At 32.5% G+C, this 19,010-nt stretch carries 12 protein-coding genes, 11 tRNA genes, 1 rRNA gene and 1 other annotated feature (1 of these 25 cut by a window edge); all 24 genes read right to left on the bottom strand.

Going from position 1 to position 19,010, the window contains the following annotated elements; all coding sequences use genetic code 11:
* A 16S ribosomal RNA gene (locus ACWJJ2_RS14920) occupies positions 1 to 449 on the bottom strand; it reaches 1,069 nt to the left of the window's first position.
* Positions 450 to 1,005: 556 nt separating this feature from the next.
* Entirely contained in the window at positions 1,006 to 2,382 is a 1,377-nt protein-coding gene (gene murD / locus ACWJJ2_RS14915) for a UDP-N-acetylmuramoyl-L-alanine--D-glutamate ligase (RefSeq protein ID WP_220287807.1), read from the bottom strand.
* Between the two features lie 185 nt (positions 2,383 to 2,567).
* Positions 2,568 to 3,959 (bottom strand): glycine--tRNA ligase, encoded by a 1,392-nt coding sequence (locus ACWJJ2_RS14910; RefSeq protein WP_216304370.1) that lies wholly within the window; start codon positions 3,957 to 3,959, stop codon positions 2,568 to 2,570.
* A 187-nt stretch (positions 3,960 to 4,146) separates the two neighbouring features.
* Positions 4,147 to 4,312: a binding site (T-box leader), on the bottom strand.
* 50 nt (positions 4,313 to 4,362) lie between these two features.
* Positions 4,363 to 4,437, bottom strand: a tRNA-Asn gene (locus ACWJJ2_RS14905).
* Between the two features lie 158 nt (positions 4,438 to 4,595).
* Positions 4,596 to 6,125: a lysine--tRNA ligase gene (gene lysS, locus ACWJJ2_RS14900; protein WP_216304368.1), complete on the bottom strand. Its 1,530-nt coding sequence runs from the start codon at positions 6,123 to 6,125 to the stop codon at positions 4,596 to 4,598.
* A gap of 153 nt (positions 6,126 to 6,278) precedes the next feature.
* Positions 6,279 to 6,761, bottom strand: coding sequence for a transcription elongation factor GreA (gene greA / locus ACWJJ2_RS14895; RefSeq protein ID WP_216304367.1), 483 nt, complete (start codon positions 6,759 to 6,761; stop codon positions 6,279 to 6,281).
* Between the two features lie 274 nt (positions 6,762 to 7,035).
* Entirely contained in the window at positions 7,036 to 7,854 is an 819-nt protein-coding gene (locus ACWJJ2_RS14890; protein WP_216304366.1) for a Rossmann-fold NAD(P)-binding domain-containing protein, read from the bottom strand.
* A 77-nt stretch (positions 7,855 to 7,931) separates the two neighbouring features.
* Positions 7,932 to 8,909 (bottom strand): tRNA dihydrouridine synthase DusB, encoded by a 978-nt coding sequence (gene dusB, locus ACWJJ2_RS14885; RefSeq protein WP_216304365.1) that lies wholly within the window; start codon positions 8,907 to 8,909, stop codon positions 7,932 to 7,934.
* Between the two features lie 8 nt (positions 8,910 to 8,917).
* Positions 8,918 to 9,697: a type III pantothenate kinase gene (locus tag ACWJJ2_RS14880; RefSeq protein WP_216304364.1), complete on the bottom strand. Its 780-nt coding sequence runs from the start codon at positions 9,695 to 9,697 to the stop codon at positions 8,918 to 8,920.
* A 415-nt stretch (positions 9,698 to 10,112) separates the two neighbouring features.
* Positions 10,113 to 11,948, bottom strand: a complete 1,836-nt coding sequence (ftsH, locus tag ACWJJ2_RS14875) for an ATP-dependent zinc metalloprotease FtsH (RefSeq protein ID WP_165412323.1) — start codon at positions 11,946 to 11,948, stop codon at positions 10,113 to 10,115.
* 88 nt (positions 11,949 to 12,036) lie between these two features.
* The gene (gene hpt / locus ACWJJ2_RS14870; RefSeq protein ID WP_165412324.1) at positions 12,037 to 12,573 is read right to left on the bottom strand and encodes a hypoxanthine phosphoribosyltransferase; all 537 of its coding nucleotides are present in this window, start codon (positions 12,571 to 12,573) and stop codon (positions 12,037 to 12,039) included.
* Between the two features lie 2 nt (positions 12,574 to 12,575).
* A complete protein-coding gene (gene tilS / locus ACWJJ2_RS14865) occupies positions 12,576 to 13,970 on the bottom strand; it encodes a tRNA lysidine(34) synthetase TilS (protein WP_462953445.1) in 1,395 nt (464 codons plus the stop codon).
* A gap of 399 nt (positions 13,971 to 14,369) precedes the next feature.
* Positions 14,370 to 16,760: a stage II sporulation protein E gene (gene spoIIE, locus ACWJJ2_RS14860; RefSeq protein WP_216304373.1), complete on the bottom strand. Its 2,391-nt coding sequence runs from the start codon at positions 16,758 to 16,760 to the stop codon at positions 14,370 to 14,372.
* Positions 16,761 to 17,081: 321 nt separating this feature from the next.
* Positions 17,082 to 17,158: transfer RNA gene (locus ACWJJ2_RS14855), tRNA-Met, on the bottom strand.
* Between the two features lie 5 nt (positions 17,159 to 17,163).
* Positions 17,164 to 17,239: transfer RNA gene (locus tag ACWJJ2_RS14850), tRNA-Met, on the bottom strand.
* A gap of 5 nt (positions 17,240 to 17,244) precedes the next feature.
* A tRNA-Leu gene (locus tag ACWJJ2_RS14845) sits at positions 17,245 to 17,333 on the bottom strand.
* 68 nt (positions 17,334 to 17,401) lie between these two features.
* Positions 17,402 to 17,477: transfer RNA gene (locus tag ACWJJ2_RS14840), tRNA-Met, on the bottom strand.
* Between the two features lie 5 nt (positions 17,478 to 17,482).
* Positions 17,483 to 17,571: transfer RNA gene (locus ACWJJ2_RS14835), tRNA-Leu, on the bottom strand.
* An 83-nt stretch (positions 17,572 to 17,654) separates the two neighbouring features.
* Positions 17,655 to 17,730, bottom strand: a tRNA-Met gene (locus ACWJJ2_RS14830).
* Between the two features lie 105 nt (positions 17,731 to 17,835).
* Positions 17,836 to 17,911, bottom strand: a tRNA-Met gene (locus tag ACWJJ2_RS14825).
* A gap of 212 nt (positions 17,912 to 18,123) precedes the next feature.
* Positions 18,124 to 18,200, bottom strand: a tRNA-Met gene (locus ACWJJ2_RS14820).
* Between the two features lie 5 nt (positions 18,201 to 18,205).
* Positions 18,206 to 18,281: transfer RNA gene (locus ACWJJ2_RS14815), tRNA-Met, on the bottom strand.
* A gap of 5 nt (positions 18,282 to 18,286) precedes the next feature.
* A tRNA-Leu gene (locus ACWJJ2_RS14810) sits at positions 18,287 to 18,375 on the bottom strand.
* A gap of 172 nt (positions 18,376 to 18,547) precedes the next feature.
* The gene (locus ACWJJ2_RS14805; protein WP_165412325.1) at positions 18,548 to 18,961 is read right to left on the bottom strand and encodes a S1 domain-containing RNA-binding protein; all 414 of its coding nucleotides are present in this window, start codon (positions 18,959 to 18,961) and stop codon (positions 18,548 to 18,550) included.
* Positions 18,962 to 19,010 lie beyond the last annotated feature (49 nt).

Here is a 19,010-nt window from a genome sequence, read left to right as displayed (position 1 = left end):
AAGACAGAACTTTACAACCCGAAGGCCTTCATCATTCACGCGGCGTTGCTGCGTCAGGGTTTCCCCCATTGCGCAATATTCCCCACTGCTGCCTCCCGTAGGAGTCTGGACCGTGTCTCAGTTCCAATGTGGCCGATCACCCTCTCAGGTCGGCTACGCATCGTCGCCTTGGTGAGCCGTTACCTCACCAACTAGCTAATGCGCCGCGGGTCCATCTCAAAGTGGAATTTTCCGAAGAAAAATCCTTTGATGTTTCGATCATGCGACCAAAACATATTATGCGGTATTAATCTCCCTTTCGGGAGGCTATTCCCCTCTTTGAGGCAGGTTACCCACGTGTTACTCACCCGTCCGCCGCTAATCCACCCCGAAAGGTTTCATCGCTCGACTTGCATGTGTTAGGCACGCCGCCAGCGTTCGTCCTGAGCCAGGATCAAACTCTCAATTTAAAAGTTTACACTTTTTTAGTTGAAATGATTAATCTGCGACAACTGTTAAGTTGTTACGCAAGCTCATTACATACTTCTTAGTCTTACGACTAAATTTTACTTTATACTAAAGTAATTAACTGGTTTAACGAAATATTATTTCGCTATCTTTACCTATTTCTCTGTTTAATTTTCAAAGACCAACTTGCTTTGTCATCATGTGATGACTTTTACTATTATAATTCTTTTTTTCATCATTGTCAACTACTTTAAAAAATATTTGATAATGAATTTTTCTTTCATCACTGTGCACTTAAAGTTAATTTATAACTGTATGTTCCAGCGACAATTAATATAATATCATATTTATAACTCACCATTTGTTTATAATCCTCTATTATATCAATCTATTTCCATATATATGTTTATATATACCATATAATCCGTTTTGCTTATAATGATACGCTTGGAACATTTGTTACGCATTTAGCACCTATAGCCTATAAAAATAAAAACCCCAGTAAAAATAATCTTTTTTACCAGAGCTCCTATTTAATGAACATGAAAATGTCTTTTATTATAATGTCATTACTATTTCCTTATATTTATTACCTCTTACTTCAAAATTTTGAAACATATCAAAACTTGCACATGCCGGTGACAACGTCACTATATCACCAGGTTTAGCAACTAATTTAGCTGTAAAAATTGCTTCATTAAAATTTTCAGCAAGTATAATCTGTAAAGGTATTTTATTTTCTTTAGACATACGCTCAAAAACTTCTTTTATTTTATATTTAGTGTCACCTACTAATATTAGCGTTTTAATATTTGTGTAGCCTTCTTCTGCTAAAGGTTCAAAAGGTATTTTCTTATCATATCCTCCTGCAATTAGTATAACAGGTTTTCCAAAAGCTTTGAGACTTGCTATAGTTCTAGTTGGCGTAGATGCTATTGAATCATTGTAATATTTAACTCCATCTACTTCCCTCACGAATTCGCCCCTATGAGGTACCCCCATAAAAGTGGTAGCCACTTCTCTCATGCTCGCAACTGTTGCTTCATCTTGAGTTGCACAAAAGGCAGTTAATAGGTTTTGCACATTATGCATCCCTTTTAGCTTTACTTCCTCAAGATTACACACTACCTTGTTCATAATGAATAATTTATCATTTTGAAAATATGCACCATCTTCTAGTTTCTCGCATACACTAAAATACTTAACTTTTCCCTTAACCTCTTTTCTTAATTCATAAGTTAACGCGTTATCCTTATTTAATACAATCAGATCACCGTCACGTTGATATTTAAACACATTTTTCTTTGCATTTATATATTCCTCCATATCCTTATGAATATCTAGATGATTCACACTCAGATTTGTTACTACTGCTACATCTGTAGAAACCGTCATAGTCATAAGCTGAAAGCTCGACAATTCCAATACTACTTTATCGTCTTTGGTTATTTCTTCAATATTTGCGAACAGTGGTGTACCAATATTGCCTCCAACCCAAGTTTTATATCCTTCTTTTTTTAATATATTATATATTATTGTAGTTGTAGTTGTTTTTCCATCGCTACCAGTTACGCCGTAAGTTTTAGCCGGGCAATATTTTATGAACTCTTCCATTTCGGAAGTTATATATGTTCCTTCTTTTTTTGCTTTCAAAAGAGCAGGGTTATCTACTCTCATAGATGGTGTTTTAAAAATAACATCAAACCCCGTTAGATCATCTAAGTAATCTTCCCCTAATACCAGCTTCACGCCCTCTTCTTCGAAATCTATTGCTACCTGTCCCAGTAAACTATAATTTTTTTTATCAAAAGCTGTAACAACTGCCTTAAGCTTCACTAGAAAATGTATTAAAGGAATATTGCTAACTCCTATACCTACAACTCCAACTTTTTTTCCTTTTATAAATTCCTTAAATTCATTGAAATCCTTTTTCATATAACCCTCCATGTAATCTCCATATACTTTATATTATATTATATTATTTATTTTACAAATTTATTTTATAATTTTTTAGATTTATTCTATAAAAAAACAACGCATAGTATAACCACAGCCTACTCAAGCCTCATTATATACTACACGCCATTCTCTAAACCAAACTAACTATTCCAATTTAAAATTTAAAATTGTAGTTTTTCTTCTATAAACTTTTCTAAATCATCTATACTTACCCTTATTTGATCCATTGTGTCTCTGTCTCTAATTGTTACAGTATTATCTTCTAACGTATCAAAATCTACGGTTATGCAGTATGGAGTTCCTATTTCGTCTTCTCTTCTATACCTTTTTCCTATACTTCCGGTTTCATCGTAGTCTACGTTAAATTTTTTACCTAGCATAGCAAAAACTTCGAGCGATTTCTCTGATAATTTTTTACTTAAAGGTAGAATAGCCGCCTTAAATGGTGCAAGTGCTGGATGTAAATGAAGCACTGTTCTTACGTCTCCGCCTTCAAGTTCTTCTTCATCATATGCATTAACTAAGAATGCAAGAACAACTCTATCTGCACCCAGAGAAGGTTCTATACAATATGGTACATATTTTTCATTAGTAATAGGATCTAGATAACTTAAATCATTCCCTGAATGTTCCATATGCTTCTTTAAGTCATAATCAGTTCTATCGGCAACGCCCCATAATTCTCCCCATCCAAAAGGGAACAAGAATTCTATGTCACAAGTAGCATTACTATAGAAAGATAATTCCTCTTCTCCATGGTCTCTAAATCTTAAATTTTCCTTTTCCATTCCCAAATTATATAAGAAATTAGCACAATACTCTTTCCAATATGCAAACCATTCTAAATCTGTACCCGGTTTACAGAAAAATTCCAATTCCATTTGCTCAAATTCCCTAGTTCTAAAAATAAAGTTCCCTGGTGTTATTTCATTTCTGAAAGCCTTTCCTACTTGGCCTATTCCAAATGGAACTTTTTTTCTTGAAGCTCTTTGAACATTTTTAAAGTTTACAAAGATACCCTGAGCCGTTTCTGGTCTTAAATATATCTCTGATTTTCCATCTTCTGTTATCCCCTGGGAAGTCTTAAACATTAAATTAAATTTTCTAATATCAGTAAAGTCTTTCTTTCCACATTTAGGACATACTATTTCATTTTTTGCTATATATTCTTTTAACTCTTCATTTGACCATCCATCAGCACTAGCTACTTCTACTCCCTGATTCGTCATATGGTCTTCCACTAACTTATCCGCTCTAAATCTAGCTTTGCAATCTTTGCAATCCATTAGTGGATCTGAAAATCCTCCAACGTGACCCGTCGCAACCCATACTTCTGGGTTCATAAGTATAGCGCAGTCAACACCTACATTATATGGACTTTCTTGAACAAATTTTTTCCACCAAGCTTTTTTAACATTGTTTTTAAATTCAACTCCCAGAGGACCATAATCCCACGAATTAGCGAGCCCTCCATATATATCGGATCCTGGGAATACGAACCCTCTGTTTTTGCATAACGCAACTATTTTATCCATACTTTTTTCAAATGTCATATTAATCCCTCCTATTTTTTTATAATCTAATGATATCTCGTTTTATATACTTCTCAATGGTCATTACAAATATATTAATATTACATCTTGTATTCTTTCCTATTTGCCCTAAATATAACCAATTCAATCCATCACACCCGCATAAAGGCATGCTCTTTTATTTTACGTACAAAAAAAAGACTATACCCCAAGGGACGAAAATTATTTCCGCGGTTCCACCCTTATTGGCACATGCCCTACTTTAAGTTCTATACACTCAAAAGTTCCTTTCACAATAATACTTTGATTGTTTACACCAGCCACAACCTCTCTTATGAAGTACTACTACTACTCTTCTTTATCACAGTGAATTATTTTATTATACATTAGATTTCTTATAATATTGAGTTCCAAAAATAAAAAATGGCTCCGCGAAAAGGATTTGAACCTTCAACCTATCGGTTAACAGCCGAGTGCTCCACCGTTGAGCTATCGCGGATTATTATTGCTTACAACAACATTATAACATATACTTTTAAAAATTCAATAGTTTTTTCTTTTTTATTTAAATTTCATGATTTTAAGCACTGATGATTACGCTTAAGAAGTAAAAAGGATATTTTAGATTAACTAAAATACCCCTTTAATTTTTTTAAACTACTGGATTGGTTTCATTGTAGGAAATAGGATAACATCTCTTATTGAATAAGAATCCGTTAAGAACATTACCATTCTATCAATTCCTATACCCAGTCCTCCTGTTGGTGGCATTCCTGTTTCTAATGCGCTCATAAATTCTTCATCTATTAAATAAGCCTCATCATCACCCAGTTCTCTTTCTTTTGCTTGTTGCATAAATCTCTCTCTCTGAACTACTGGATCATTTAACTCTGAGTATGCATTACACACTTCTCTTCCAAACACAAAACCTTCAAATCTCTCTGTAAACTCTTCATTCCCTCTCTTCTTCTTTGTAAGAGGTGATATTTCTACAGGGTAATCACATAAGAATGTTGGTTGAATTAGTTTCTCTTCCACATATACTTCAAATAATTCATTTAATATATCTGCTTTTGAGCAATTTTCTAATTCTTTTTTAAATTGTAAATGCTTTTCTTTAGCTATAACCCTAGCTTCTTCATTAGTAGCTATTTTATCAAAGTCCACACCTGAATATTCTCTTACTGCATCTACCATAGTAATTCTTCTCCATGGTGGTGTAAAATCTATCTCAGTTCCTTGATAATTTACTTTCATAGTTCCATGAACCTTTTCACAAACGTAAGCTATCATATTTTCCGTAATTTCCATCATATCATTATAATCTGCATAAGCTTCATATAATTCTATCATTGTAAACTCTGGATTATGTCTTATATCTGTTCCTTCGTTTCTAAAGTTTTTACCCATGTCATATACCTTTTCAAAACCAGCAACAATAAGTCTTTTTAAATATAGCTCTGTTGCAATTCTAAGATACATCTCAATATCAAGCGCATTATGATGAGTACTAAATGGTCTTGCTGCGGCTCCTCCTGCTACTGTGGATAAAATCGGAGTTTCAACTTCTAAAAATCCTTTGTTATCTAAGTATTCTCGGATATATTTAATTATTGATATTCTCTTCATAAACGTATCTCTTACTTGTGGGTTCATTATTATATCTACTTCTCTTTGTCTAAATCTTAAATCAGGATCTTTTAATCCGTGCCATTTTTCTGGAAGTGGTTTTAGAGCCTTCGCTACAAGCTGAAAATCTACTATATGTAGTGATATCTCACCAGTTTTTGTAACAAAAGGTGTACCAGTTATGCTTACAAAATCTCCTATGTCAAAACTTTTATATTCTTTTAATTTTTCTTCGCCTACATCATCTATTTTTATGTATAGTTGTATTTTACCATATCTATCATGAATATCAGAAAAACCTGCCTTACCATGAACTCTTTTAGACATGAGTCTACCTGCTACAATAACCTGAGCGCCTTCTAATTTCTCAAAATTTTCTTTAACTTCTTGTGATGTATGAGTTCTTTCAACTTTGTACACATCAAATGGATCTTTGCCTTCTTCTTTTAAAGCAGATAATTTTCGTCGTCTTATGGTTACCTGTTCATTATATTTAGATTCAAGTTCATGCAAGTTTTTCTCTTCACTTTTTTCTTCATTGTTTTTTTCGTTCGACATTAATATCCCTCCTGTTTTTCCCAGGTCAGAAAATAATTACTAATCATTTATTCTGCCATATTTCTTCTATGTATATATTTCTTTAGGGCACCTACCAATTATAAATTGTTAAGTACCCCTATGTTCTATAAAAATTAAATAATTTTTAAACAATTACCCACGTCGCACTTCCAATACTTCATACCTACCAACACCATCTGGAACTGCAACTTCTATAATTGCTCCTGATTTCTTACCAACGAGTGCACATCCAACTGGTGACTCATTCGATATTTTATTTATCATTGGATCTGCTTCTGCTGAACCCACTATATAAAATTCAACTTCTTCATCAAACTCATAATCCTTAACCTTAACTATAGATCCTATACTTACTACATCTATTTCAATATCGTTTTCATCTATAACACTTGCATTTCTAAGCATATTTTCCAATTGTATTATTCTACCTTCAACAAATGCTTGTTCATTTTTAGCTTCATCGTACTCTGAGTTTTCGGTTAAGTCCCCATACCCAAGTGCTACCTTTATTTTTTCAGTAATATCTTTTCTCTTGACAGTCTTAAGAAATTCTAATTCTCCCTCTAATTTCGTAATTCCCTCATAGGTCATTACATATTGTTTTGGTACGCTCATTTATTTCTCCCCTTTTTAATTTTTATTAAATAAATTAGTAAATATCCATAAAATTCACTATCAACTAACAATACCCTAGCATATTACACCCCAACTACAATACTGTTTTCCTCGAAATATAGCAATTTCATATAATTTATATAATATAAGACTATTAGTTCAAATTGATAAATTATCGATTCTAAGATTTATTCTTAGAATAACAATACATGTAACCATTTAGCCATTATAAATCAGAGCGTTACTATTGTCAATATGTTACGAGCAAAATAGTCTAATATATTACATTATTGTTGAATTTTATTTTTTTAAGATATATACCATTATACTTAAGAGCTTTTTCAATGTCACTTTCTTGCATTTGACATAATATCGATCCTAAAAGTTCGATAGAAAAATCTCCTTTAAAAGTTTTCCAAGGCACATTATAACTTACATCATTTACAGCTATAATATTTTTTGGCGTGCTTATACTATTATCTAAGAACCAGACTAATTTCCCATCACCGAATTCATAGTCTTTAGATGAAACAATAAAATCGGCTATTTTAACAGCATATAGTTCATCATCTGTAACAATAGGAGATACACCAAAATTAGCGATAATATAATCTGCAAGCTTTCTAGCTTTTACCAAATCAGGCGATAAAAATACAATATACTTGCAATGCTTTGCTAATTCCACAATAATATTATAGTTTATTATTTCTACAGCATCATATATAACAATGCAGCAATTTTTCAAACTTTTGTTTCTCATTCTAATCATAAGTTGTATACTTTTTATAACACTAAAAGCTAAGAATCGCTTTTGAAATTCATTAAAATAATTATAATCCATAGGCCTCAGTGTTTTTGGCGATAATTGCACTTCATTACATTTACATATTTTTTTAGCATAAGTTAAATTGTTTAAATATGCTTTTCTATTAAAATTAGGTGGCATCCTTACACTCGTAACTTTAATATCTAATTCTTTAATGTATTCATTACTTATTACTTTCATCTTTAGTTTATCTTTAATTTTACTTAAAAATCCAAATTCATTATATAAATTATCTATATTTGAAGTTATACATAAAATTGGCTTCATACATCTGCACCTTATACATTAATGTACTATTATCTTATTCAGTGTTAATTATATAAATTCCCGTTTTAATTTTTAAATTATGCTTCTATGGTCTTCAAATAATTTTTATAAACCAAAAGTACCTGCTTTACCTCATCATAAGTATTTTTAGTATTAATTTCATTCTTAATCTCAGCACAGTTGTTAAGCCCTTTGATATACCAGGCTGTATGTTTCCTCATTTCTCTAACAGCCTTAATTTCTTCATAATATTTTACAGCTAAATTTAAATGCCTTATACACATATCTATTTTTTCTTCAGGAGTAGGGTATATAACTTTTTCTCCGTTTATTGCCTGCTTAATCTCTCTAAAAATCCATGGGTTACCCCTAGACCCTCTTGCAATCATTATAGCATCACAATTAGTGATTTCCTTTATTTTGACAGCATCCTCTACGGAAAATATGTCCCCATTACCTATTACCGGCACTTTAACATTTTCTTTTACAGCCCTTATAATATCCCAATCAGCCTTGCCTTCATACATTTGTTCGCGAGTCCTGCCATGCACTGCAATAGCATCTATCCCCGCATCCTCCATATATTTAGCAAATTCTACAGCATTAACATTATTTGAATCAAATCCCTTTCTAAACTTCACTGTCACAGGCTTTGTTGAAACCTTTTTCATTTCTTTTATTATTTGCGCTGCTAGTTTAGGATTCTTCATCAAAGCTGATCCCTCTCCATTTTTCACTATTTTATGAACAGGGCACCCCATATTTACATCAACCATACATATATCGCTTCTTGCATTGAAAATTTCACAGGAACTAGCCATAATCTTAGGATCATTACCAAATATCTGAACGGCTACAGGTTTCTCTTGACCCGAAATTCGCATAAGAGATTCTGTATTGTCACTTCCATAATATAACCCTTTAGCACTTACCATTTCAGTATATAGTAGACCACACCCTAATTCTTTGCACAACCCTCTAAAAGCAATATCTGTAATTCCTGCCATAGGGGCCAAAAAAACATCGTTTTCAAAGTTAATATTTGATATTTTCATTAAATCACCTATTCCCTATTCTTCTCATAAATCATTCTAAGGCCTTCTAAGGTTAAATTCGGATGAAACTCATCAATAGCAGAAGACTCTTTGGTTATTAGTTTTGAAAGTCCACCTGTGGCTACTACAAAAGGCTCTTCTTCTCCCATACTAATCATTTCACTTTTCATTTTATTAACAATATAATCTACTTGACCAATATATCCATATATTATTCCAGACTGCATGCTTTCAACAGTATTTTTACATATAACTGTTTCTGGTTTTACAAGCTCTACCCGAGGTAGCTTTGCCGCTCTCTCAAATAGTGCTTCAGAAGCTATTTTAATACCAGGACATATAGTTCCACCTAAGTAATTAGCCTCTTTGCTTATAGCACAGAAGGTTGTAGCTGTACCAAAATCTATTAGTATTAATGATCTTTTATAAATTTCATGAGCTGAAACAGCATTAACAATTCTATCCGCACCTACTTCTTTAGGATTATCATATTTTACATTTATTCCAGTCTTAATCCCCGGGCCTACTACCATTGGTTTCAAATCGAAATATTTTCTTATCATATGTTCTAGTGAATACATACTATTGGGAACAACCGAGGAAATTATTACGCCTTTAATATGTTCTGTTCTTATGTTTCGCTGATTAAATAATTGCATTGCTTGAATTCCGTACTCGTCAGCGGTTTTTTTTGCATCAGTTGATATTCTCCACTCTACAATTAACTCCTTTTCCTTAAAAACTCCTAAAACAGTATTAGTATTTCCAACATCTAAAACTAAAATCACTTTATACACCACCTATATAATTTAAAACAACTTGCAAGTCGTTTTATATTTTTGCCATTATAAAAACACAAAATAATGTATCCAATATTATAAATATTAATTTCAACCGTTCCTAATTTAACAATTTAATTTTAACAATTTGAACAAATTTGTCAAGTTAAATCTTTATAAGAAGTTTTGTTTAATTAAATCATCTCCTAGGTCACTGCAATATTAACGGTTACAGTGAAAGTTACACCTATAACGCTAATTCTATATATTATACCACAATCCTCAACAAATGTTGGTATATAATTACAGTAAGTTTCTTAGTAAATCGCACTAATATAAAGTTTCTGTTAGAATGGACTCTCTTTACTGGTTAAATGATATAAAAAAAGACATACAGCTAACTCACTGTATGTCTTTTACCAAGTTAAATCTTTGTTAAATCAATCTCACCTGAATCTGTTTTAGCCATTATAGCCTCAAAATCCACGCCTTCGAGTTTTTCTTTTAACAACAGTTCTTGAGCTACTGCATGAAGTTTACTTGCATTTTCAGCAAGAATTTTTTCAGCTTTTCCATAGGCTTCATCAATAAGCATCTTAACTTCTGAATCTATTTTATTAGCTATTTCTTCACTAAAGTTTCTACTTTTGCCTAAATCTCTTCCAAGGAATACTTCATTATGATCATTACCAAAAGATATTGGTCCGAGTTCATCACTCATACCATATTCCATAACCATCTTTCTTGCAATAGCCGATGCTCTATCAATATCATTCTTAGCACCTGTGCTAATATCTTTTAATACTAATTTTTCAGCAACTCTACCGCCTAATAACCCGACCATTTCATCTTTAAGTTTTAGTTTTGAAGTATAAGCAGTATCCTCTTCAGGTAGATGCATTGTGTACCCACCTGCCATTCCTCTTGGTATAATACTTATTTGATGAATCGGATCAGATAATGGAGAATATTTCATTACTACAGCATGCCCTGCTTCATGATATGCTGTTAATTTTCTATCTTTTTCACTGATAACTTTACTCTTCTTTTCCGGTCCAGCAATAACTCTAGTTACTGCTTCATCAAGCTCTTTCATTTCTATAACTGTTTTTTTATTTCTAACTGTAAGCAGTGCAGCTTCGTTCATTAAATTCTCAAGGTCTGCACCAGTGAACCCAGGTGTCCTTTTAGCTAATACATCAAGTTTTACTTCTTCTGCTAAATGTTTACCTTTGGAATGTACCTTTAGAATTTCTTCTCTTCCTTTAACATCAGGCGCACCCACTAATATATGTCTATCAAATCTGCCTGGTCTCAAAAGAGCAGGATCAAGTATGTCTGGTCTATTTGTTGCGGCTATCATAATTATGCCTTCATTTACACCAAATCCATCCATCTCAACTAATAGCTGATTTAGAGTTTGCTCTCTTTCATCATGACCACCGCCAACGCCAGCTCCTCTTTGTCTACCTACTGCATCAATTTCATCAATAAATATTATACAAGGAGCACTTTTTTTCGCTTGTTCAAATAAATCTCTTACTCTTGAAGCCCCAACACCTACAAACATCTCTACAAATTCCGAACCTGATATACTATAGAATGGAACTCCTGCTTCTCCTGATACTGCTCTCGCAAGTAACGTCTTACCTGTACCCGGTGGTCCTATAAGAAGAATACCTTTAGGAATTCTTGCACCTGCTTCTAGGTATCTTTTAGGTTGTTTTAAGAAATCTACAACTTCTGCAAGTTCTTCCTTTTCTTCATCTTCACCAGCTACATCATCAAATGTAACTTTCTTCTTATCTGGCGTTGCTATTTTGGCTCTACTTTTACCAAAATTCATTACACCTCTATTACCGCCACCGCCGCCACCTTGCGATTGCTGCATATACATAAACCAAAAGGCCACTAACATTAAAATTATAAGGAGTGTTGGCAAGACATTTAACCACATTGGCATACTAGCTGGCTTTAAGTATGTTTCTGTAACGCTTGCATTTGGGTTTTGGTCCATAACTTGAAGCAATCTCGTCAATGGGACTATAGTTTCATATCGTGTTCCGTTCTTTAGTTCTCCTGATACTGTTTTATCTTCTTTTACCTGAACAGTTTTAATATCCTTTTTAATCCAATATTCTTGGAATTTATTAACGCTGATTTGACTAACATCTTTGCTACTATCAAGTACGGTTAGTGCTGCATAAATCACAAGTACAAACACTACGATCCAGATTGATGCACTAGAAATTTTCTTCATTAGAAACCCCCCTCTCTTTTTATTCACTTTAAAATTTTATCACATTAAAAAGCAGTTGACAATAATATATATATTATTTTATACACATTTACTTATAAATTTCTTCCTTAAGTATTCCTATAAATGGTAAATTTCTATATTTCTCTGCATAGTCCAGGCCAAATCCTACAAGGAAGTAATCTGGTACATCGTAACCTAAATATTTAACATCTATATTGGCCGTTCTTCTTTCTGGTTTATTCAGTAAGCATATAATTTCTAAACTATTAGGTTTCCTTGCAGATAGTAACTTCATTAGATATTTAAGTGTAACTCCAGAATCTATAATATCCTCTACTATCAATACATCCTTTCCCTCAATTTCAAAGTCTAAATCCTTTAAGATCTTTACAACTCCTGAAGTTTTAGTGGAATTCCCATAGCTTGTAACTGCCATAAAATCCATTTTACATGGAATTGTAATTTGCTTTACTAAATCTGACATAAATATGACTGATCCTTTTAAAATACCAATGAGTATAAGCTCTTTGCCTAAATAATCCTTACTTATTCTTGCGCCCATTTGCCTAATTTTATCTCTTAATTGATCTTCGCTGTATACTACCTCTTTAATATCATTGTTCATTCTTATTCCTCTCTTCCAATTCTAATCTGCAATATATTTTTAGTATCCTTTGTAACCTTGAATTTTTCGCTAACCCTATATCCAACTACCCAACCTATATCATCGCCAAAACATATTAACGGTATTGCATTTCTTTGAGCTTTAGGTATTTTTAAATCTATAAATAAATCCTTTATCTTTTTACTACCCTTCATACCTAGTGGAATGAATCTATCCCCATCTTTTCTATACCTAAATATTATTGGTTTCTTAATTTTATCATAGTCAAAATACTTAATACAATCATTTTCTTTAAATTCTGTAAATTGTAGCTTAGGATTAACATCAATTTTTACTACTTTATTTAAAGAATGAATAAAGTTTTCCTGATTTATATTTAGAGAGTACTGATTGTTATTAGCTTCAGTAGCTTTTACACAAATATATATATGTATATTCCCATAACAGTTTTCAACTATTATATTCTGAGGTAGCATTATACTTTTACCTGTTTCATGTCTTTGAAGTTCTATAATACTATATATATGAACTTTTTCAAAATTATATAAATTATGATTCACCGCAAGCAAAGCACTCCTAATAATCCTACTTAAAATTGCTTCATGCTCCGCAAAAGCCGCCTTATTTATTATAACCCTTTGCTGACCTATCTCACAATGTTTTTTATACTCTTTTTCAGAAATATTTTCCAAATAATGATTGTCTTTTTTTACAATATCTGATAATCGGTTTAATGTTTTAATTATATCTTTATTAAAATTTTGTTCCATATATGGAATCAATTCTAATCTTACCTTATTTCTCGCATAAATATTTTCTAAATTCGATTTATCTATTCTTGGATTGATATTATTATTTAAACAATATTTCTCTATTTTTTTTCTACTAAGACGAAGTATGGGTCTTACATATATTTTGTCGCGAACAGGTCTTATTCCTACTATTCCCTCGATACCCGTTCCTCTCATTATCCTCATTAAAATAGTTTCAGCTTGATCATTAGCATTATGTGCCAAAGCGACTTTATTAGCATTTAATTTAACCATAAGTTGCTCAAAAAATTCATATCTAGCTTCTCGTCCTGCCATTTCACAAGATAAATTCTTTTCCTTTGAAATTCTATGTACATCCACTTTTTCACTATAAAAATCTATATTCAAACTCTCACAAATTTCTTTTGCATATTCCTGATCTTTATCAGACTCATCTCCTCTAAGACAATGGTTTAGATGTGCACCAATAAGTGTAATCCCAAGTTCTTCCTTAAAGTTGTTTAAAATATAGAGCAAACACGTGGAGTCAGGTCCACCAGAAAATGCAACTATAACCTTATCTCCCTTATCAAACATTGAATTCTCTTTTATAAAGTCCATAACTGTTTCTGACAAAATTTTCACTTCCCAAATTTATTTTTAAAATGTTTTCTGTTTTTTGCAGGTTTATATTTTTTTAATACCATATCACTATATCATATTACTATATCATTTAGTAATATATATTTTCCATTTTTTTAGACACACCTTTAAATCATCTCTTGGGTCGCTGCAATATTAACGACTTAGAAGGAGATTTAAACTCCCACCGAAGTTTTCAATTTGTTAGGGCATGTAACTCCCACTTATAGAAATGAGAGACTTTCCTTCTGAAATGCCGTTAAAAATGGGAAAAATGAAGAATGTAAAAGAGGTTCTTACCCCCATAAATACTTTCTCCATTTTTTAATCTCTTTTATTATATATTCCCTGATTTTTCTCTCAATTTACAGGGCATTAAAATATTTCTTTTATAAAATACATTTAGTATAGACTATATATCTTTGAAACAAGAACTGTCATATCATCTTTTACTCTATTGCCACTTAATTTTTTTGCTTCTGAGAGCAACCCTTCAGCTAAATCCTTGGGATTGTTGCAATTATTTTTACCTAAATAATCAACTACCCAATCCACCCTCCCTACATTTTCATCATTGTAATCTAATACCCCATCACTAAGCATAACCATAATATCTCCATTTTTTAATTCCATTTGCTGTATATCTATATCTGCTTTATCTAAAACACCGATAGGAAGAGATTTTGATTTTATAATTTCTAAACTTTCACCTGATTTTAGAAAAGTTGCAACTGCCCCCACTTTTAAGAAATCAATTTCCCCAGTGTATAAGTCTATGCTGCTTAAATCTATAGTTGAAAATTTTTCTTCTTCGGAAAATCTCAATGTCATTATTGAATTCACAGTGTTTATAGCCGTAATTTTACTAAAACCTGCTGATGTAAACTTTTCTATTAATTCAACCGCAGCCTCGCTCTCTCTACCCGCTTGGGGTCCTGATCCCATGCCATCACTAATAACTGACATATAACTTCCATCAGGAAGCTTACCAAAGCTATAGCTATCTCCATTGGACTTTTCACCATCTTTACACTGCCTAGCCACATTAGATACCACATGAAACTTAGGTGTTTCTTCAATAGTTACCTTACATATATTGGTCTTCGGATTTATATTACACCCTTCCTCACTAACACACATGCACTTGCCTGTGACCCCATTTATAATCGGCAATAAATCCTTTACACACATTTGCCTTCCACTGCAAGCGTTAAGTGACAATTTAATACTCAATCGTCCGAGCTTATCATTCAAACACATAAGATCATTGTGCTTAACTCTATTTTTATCTAAGGCTCTACATATAAGTTTTTCCATAGAAGTATCTATTTGAATTTCAGAATTAAAATCTTCAACAATTTCTCCTACAGAACCCGCCATATTACTAATCTGATTTGCTAAAAGCTCTCTGCCTTCACTAAGCCTCGTTCTCCACATTTCATTTATAATGTGCTTATTAACAATATCTTCTGTATTTTTAAGTATGGCGGTTCTCTTTATACATTTTCTTTCAATTTCTTCCGGTACGCTATTATTCTTCCTCTCAAAATTTTGAATTAATTCTTCAAATGCTGCATATGTATAATGTAATTCCCTTTTCCAACACATAGACTTCATATTACAATTACTACACACCCTGTCCGCAAGATTTTCAACCAACGCGCTGCTTTTACCTTTCATCGCCAATTTTTCATTATCCACTAAGTTATTTAATATATCTGACATATTAGAAAGTACATCTGAAAAATTATTTAGCCTTCCTACAAATGTATCTTTAATTTTATTTATATACCCCTGTTCTACATTTTGCTTTTTTTTATCGGAATTAAATTCTGTGGATAATTCGCTATAAACTTTTTGTGGTATTAGCAAAAATATTACAGCAGCTACAAAAGCTTCAAATATCATAAAATCAGATCCCGTAATACAATATATTTTTATTATTGAAAAAGCCACTAAATAAGATGTTGCACTTAATATCTTTCCAGTTTCTTTAAAAACACCCGTTATTAAGCCACAAACACCATACATTCCTATAAACACAATCATATTTTCAGAAGACATTCCTACAATAATACCCATGGCAATTCCTGATGCAGCACCAGCTCCACTTCCGTTAATGTAAGCTATTATTATAACAAATGCCAGGCCTAAAATATTCGTAATTGATATGGCAAATATACTTAGTCCCCAAGTACCTGCTATAATTAAAGAGCTTATAATTGACATACTTATTATTTCTTCATTCGAAAATATATGTTTTGTTTTAATCTCCTTAAAGCATAAAAGACTATAGTCCAGAATAAAATATAATGGGAAGATACATAAAACTAGAAAAAATGAATTTAAAAAAGCCATTAACCCACTTACCCGGGTTATGAAGAAATTATAGGTAAACAACTCAAATATAATAATAGCAAACATGCTAGCTAAAACTTTAGTTTTTGATTTTATTTTGTTGAAAACATGACTCAAAAAAGCAATTGTAACTATTACTAGTAAATATGATGGTATATTCTTTGCACTACCATTTAAAGTAATATAACCTAAAAATGTACCACTGGCTGTAATTATTGAAATTCTATGATTATTTACAAATATTGTAGCTATTAAGAAAGCTATACCAAATGGGGCAGTATTATTAAGAAGCAAGACCCTACTTATTAATAAGCTTATAACAAAATAAACAATTCCTGTAATAATTAAATTAGTATTTAATGCATTTTTCTTTTTTACTTCATCTTTTATCTTTCTAAGTCTTTCATATGGAAATATATCAATCCCGTATTGCATATTAAAAATCACCCACCCTTTAATCATTAGGACTCCATTATAGCAACGTCTCTTGGAAATAAATGTCATAAGATGGGGCGCTCATATATTTTTTATGAGACAATAATTTGTATATTTTTTACATTAGATTTTTACAATTCCCTATAATATAAAAAAACCTACCATATTAATATAGTAGGTTTTAAAATATTAAATGAAGCATGTCACTTCATGGCATTGTATATTCGAGAAATTTATACTTATATGTTTTTGCACATTATAGTTTAAGTTTTATAGTTTTCCAGCAAATAAAAAATAACTCACAATATAAATTGTGAGTTATGGTAGCGGAAATAGGACTTGAACCTACGACCCTTCGGGTATGAACCGAATGCTCTAGCCAGCTGAGCTATTCCGCCATAGTTGGTTGCGGGAGTAGGACTTGAACCTACGACCTTCGGGTTATGAGCCCGACGAGCTACCAACTGCTCCATCCCGCGATATTTGGTGCTGAAGACCGGAATCGAACCGGTACGGTGTTTAACCACCGCAGGATTTTAAGTCCTGTGCGTCTGCCAGTTCCGCCACTCCAGCTTACTTACTTGTAGTATACTTGTTATGAAGTTTTATTTTACTTACGTTCTAAATAATCTAAAACTTATTGGTTGCGGGAGTAGGACTTGAACCTACGACCTTTGGGTTATGAGCCCAACGAGCTACCAACTGCTCCATCCCGCGATATTTGGTGCTGAAGACCGGAATCGAACCGGTACGGTGTTTAACCACCGCAGGATTTTAAGTCCTGTGCGTCTGCCAGTTCCGCCACTCCAGCTTACTTACTTGCAGTATACTTGCTTTTAACTTACCTATTATGAAATCTTATTTAACTTACGTATTAAGTAATTTAAAACTTATTGGTTGCGGGAGTAGGACTTGAACCTACGACCTTTGGGTTATGAGCCCAACGAGCTACCAACTGCTCCATCCCGCGATATTGTATTTAAGAATAAATTTGAATTAATACGGCACTTGTTTGCTTTTAGCTAATTATATTTAGAATCTTATTTAACTGAAATAATGAGTGATTTAAACTCATTGGTTGCGGGAGTAGGACTTGAACCTACGACCTTCGGGTTATGAGCCCGACGAGCTACCAACTGCTCCATCCCGCGATATTAATGCTAAAGCCTAAACTTTAATTGATACAATATTTAACTATCATATTATTTTAAGCTCTATGTGTCTATTTATTTTTTCATACCAGCTTACTATTACTGTTAAATAAGTTTCTTAAAATCATTTTAATGTTATACTAATTTGCTACATATGTCAATAGTTTTTTATAAAAAACATATTATGTTTTTAAACTCATCATATGCCAAAGTGGTAGCGGAAATAGGACTTGAACCTACGACCCTTCGGGTATGAACCGAATGCTCTAGCCAGCTGAGCTATTCCGCCATAGTTGGTTGCGGGAGTAGGACTTGAACCTACGACCTTCGGGTTATGAGCCCGACGAGCTACCAACTGCTCCATCCCGCGATATTTGGTGCTGAAGACCGGAATCGAACCGGTACGGTGTTTAACCACCGCAGGATTTTAAGTCCTGTGCGTCTGCCAGTTCCGCCACTCCAGCTTACTTACTTGCAGTATACTTACTTGCAGTATACTTACTTGCAGTATACTTACTTGTAGCTTAGAAAATGCTACCTCTTGGCAACATGTTTTATTATATATGATGTATAAACCGTTGTCAATAACTTTTTTTTGTTAAAATAGGAACTAAATACTTAGTTCCTACAGATTTACTAATAGCTTGAAGTTTTTTTACTATAACCTCTTCCTTTTCCTTCTTGATGTTTTTTAACATCTTGAAATCTTTCTTCACTATCTTTTAGAAATTTAGTCATTATATCTTCAAATCCACTTGCATTTGCTTTGCTTTTTTCCTTTTCCCAATCTATTTCCATAGGTTTAATAGATTTTTTAGGCGCTCCAGCTTGTTTTATTGATAAACTGATTTTCCCATTATCATCTACAGAGATTACTTTAACTTTTACTATATCATTTTCTTTTAGATGATCATTAACATTTTTAACGAATGTATCTGAAACCTCAGATATATGCACTAATCCTGTCTTACCCTCCACTTCTACAAACGCACCAAAATTGGTGATATTTACTACTTTACCTTCTACAATACTTCCAGCCATTAAGGTCATATTAAAAATACTCCTCCTTAAAAATTATGTTTTTATTTTATATATTAAT

It is taken from the genome of Clostridium sp. CM039 (assembly GCF_055081075.1).
The sequence above is the reverse complement of the archived record's forward strand: the minus strand, read 5'-3'. Positions and strand labels throughout refer to the sequence as shown.

Coding starts and splice junctions, on each gene's coding strand:
- murD (WP_220287807.1), bottom strand. CDS start 2,382: ATGAAAAAGGATTTCAATGAATTTAAGGAATTTATAAAAGGAAAAAAA.
- ACWJJ2_RS14805 (WP_165412325.1), bottom strand. CDS start 18,961: ATGACCTTAATGGCTGGAAGTATTGTAGAAGGTAAAGTAGTAAATATC.
- ACWJJ2_RS14890 (WP_216304366.1), bottom strand. CDS start 7,854: ATGAAGCCAATTTTATGTATAACTTCAAATATAGATAATTTATATAAT.
- lysS (WP_216304368.1), bottom strand. CDS start 6,125: ATGTCGAACGAAAAAAACAATGAAGAAAAAAGTGAAGAGAAAAACTTG.
- dusB (WP_216304365.1), bottom strand. CDS start 8,909: ATGAAAATATCAAATATTAACTTTGAAAACGATGTTTTTTTGGCCCCT.
- ACWJJ2_RS14910 (WP_216304370.1), bottom strand. CDS start 3,959: ATGACATTTGAAAAAAGTATGGATAAAATAGTTGCGTTATGCAAAAAC.
- spoIIE (WP_216304373.1), bottom strand. CDS start 16,760: ATGCAATACGGGATTGATATATTTCCATATGAAAGACTTAGAAAGATA.
- hpt (WP_165412324.1), bottom strand. CDS start 12,573: ATGAACAATGATATTAAAGAGGTAGTATACAGCGAAGATCAATTAAGA.
- ftsH (WP_165412323.1), bottom strand. CDS start 11,948: ATGAAGAAAATTTCTAGTGCATCAATCTGGATCGTAGTGTTTGTACTT.
- greA (WP_216304367.1), bottom strand. CDS start 6,761: ATGAGCGTACCAAAACAATATGTAATGACCTATGAGGGAATTACGAAA.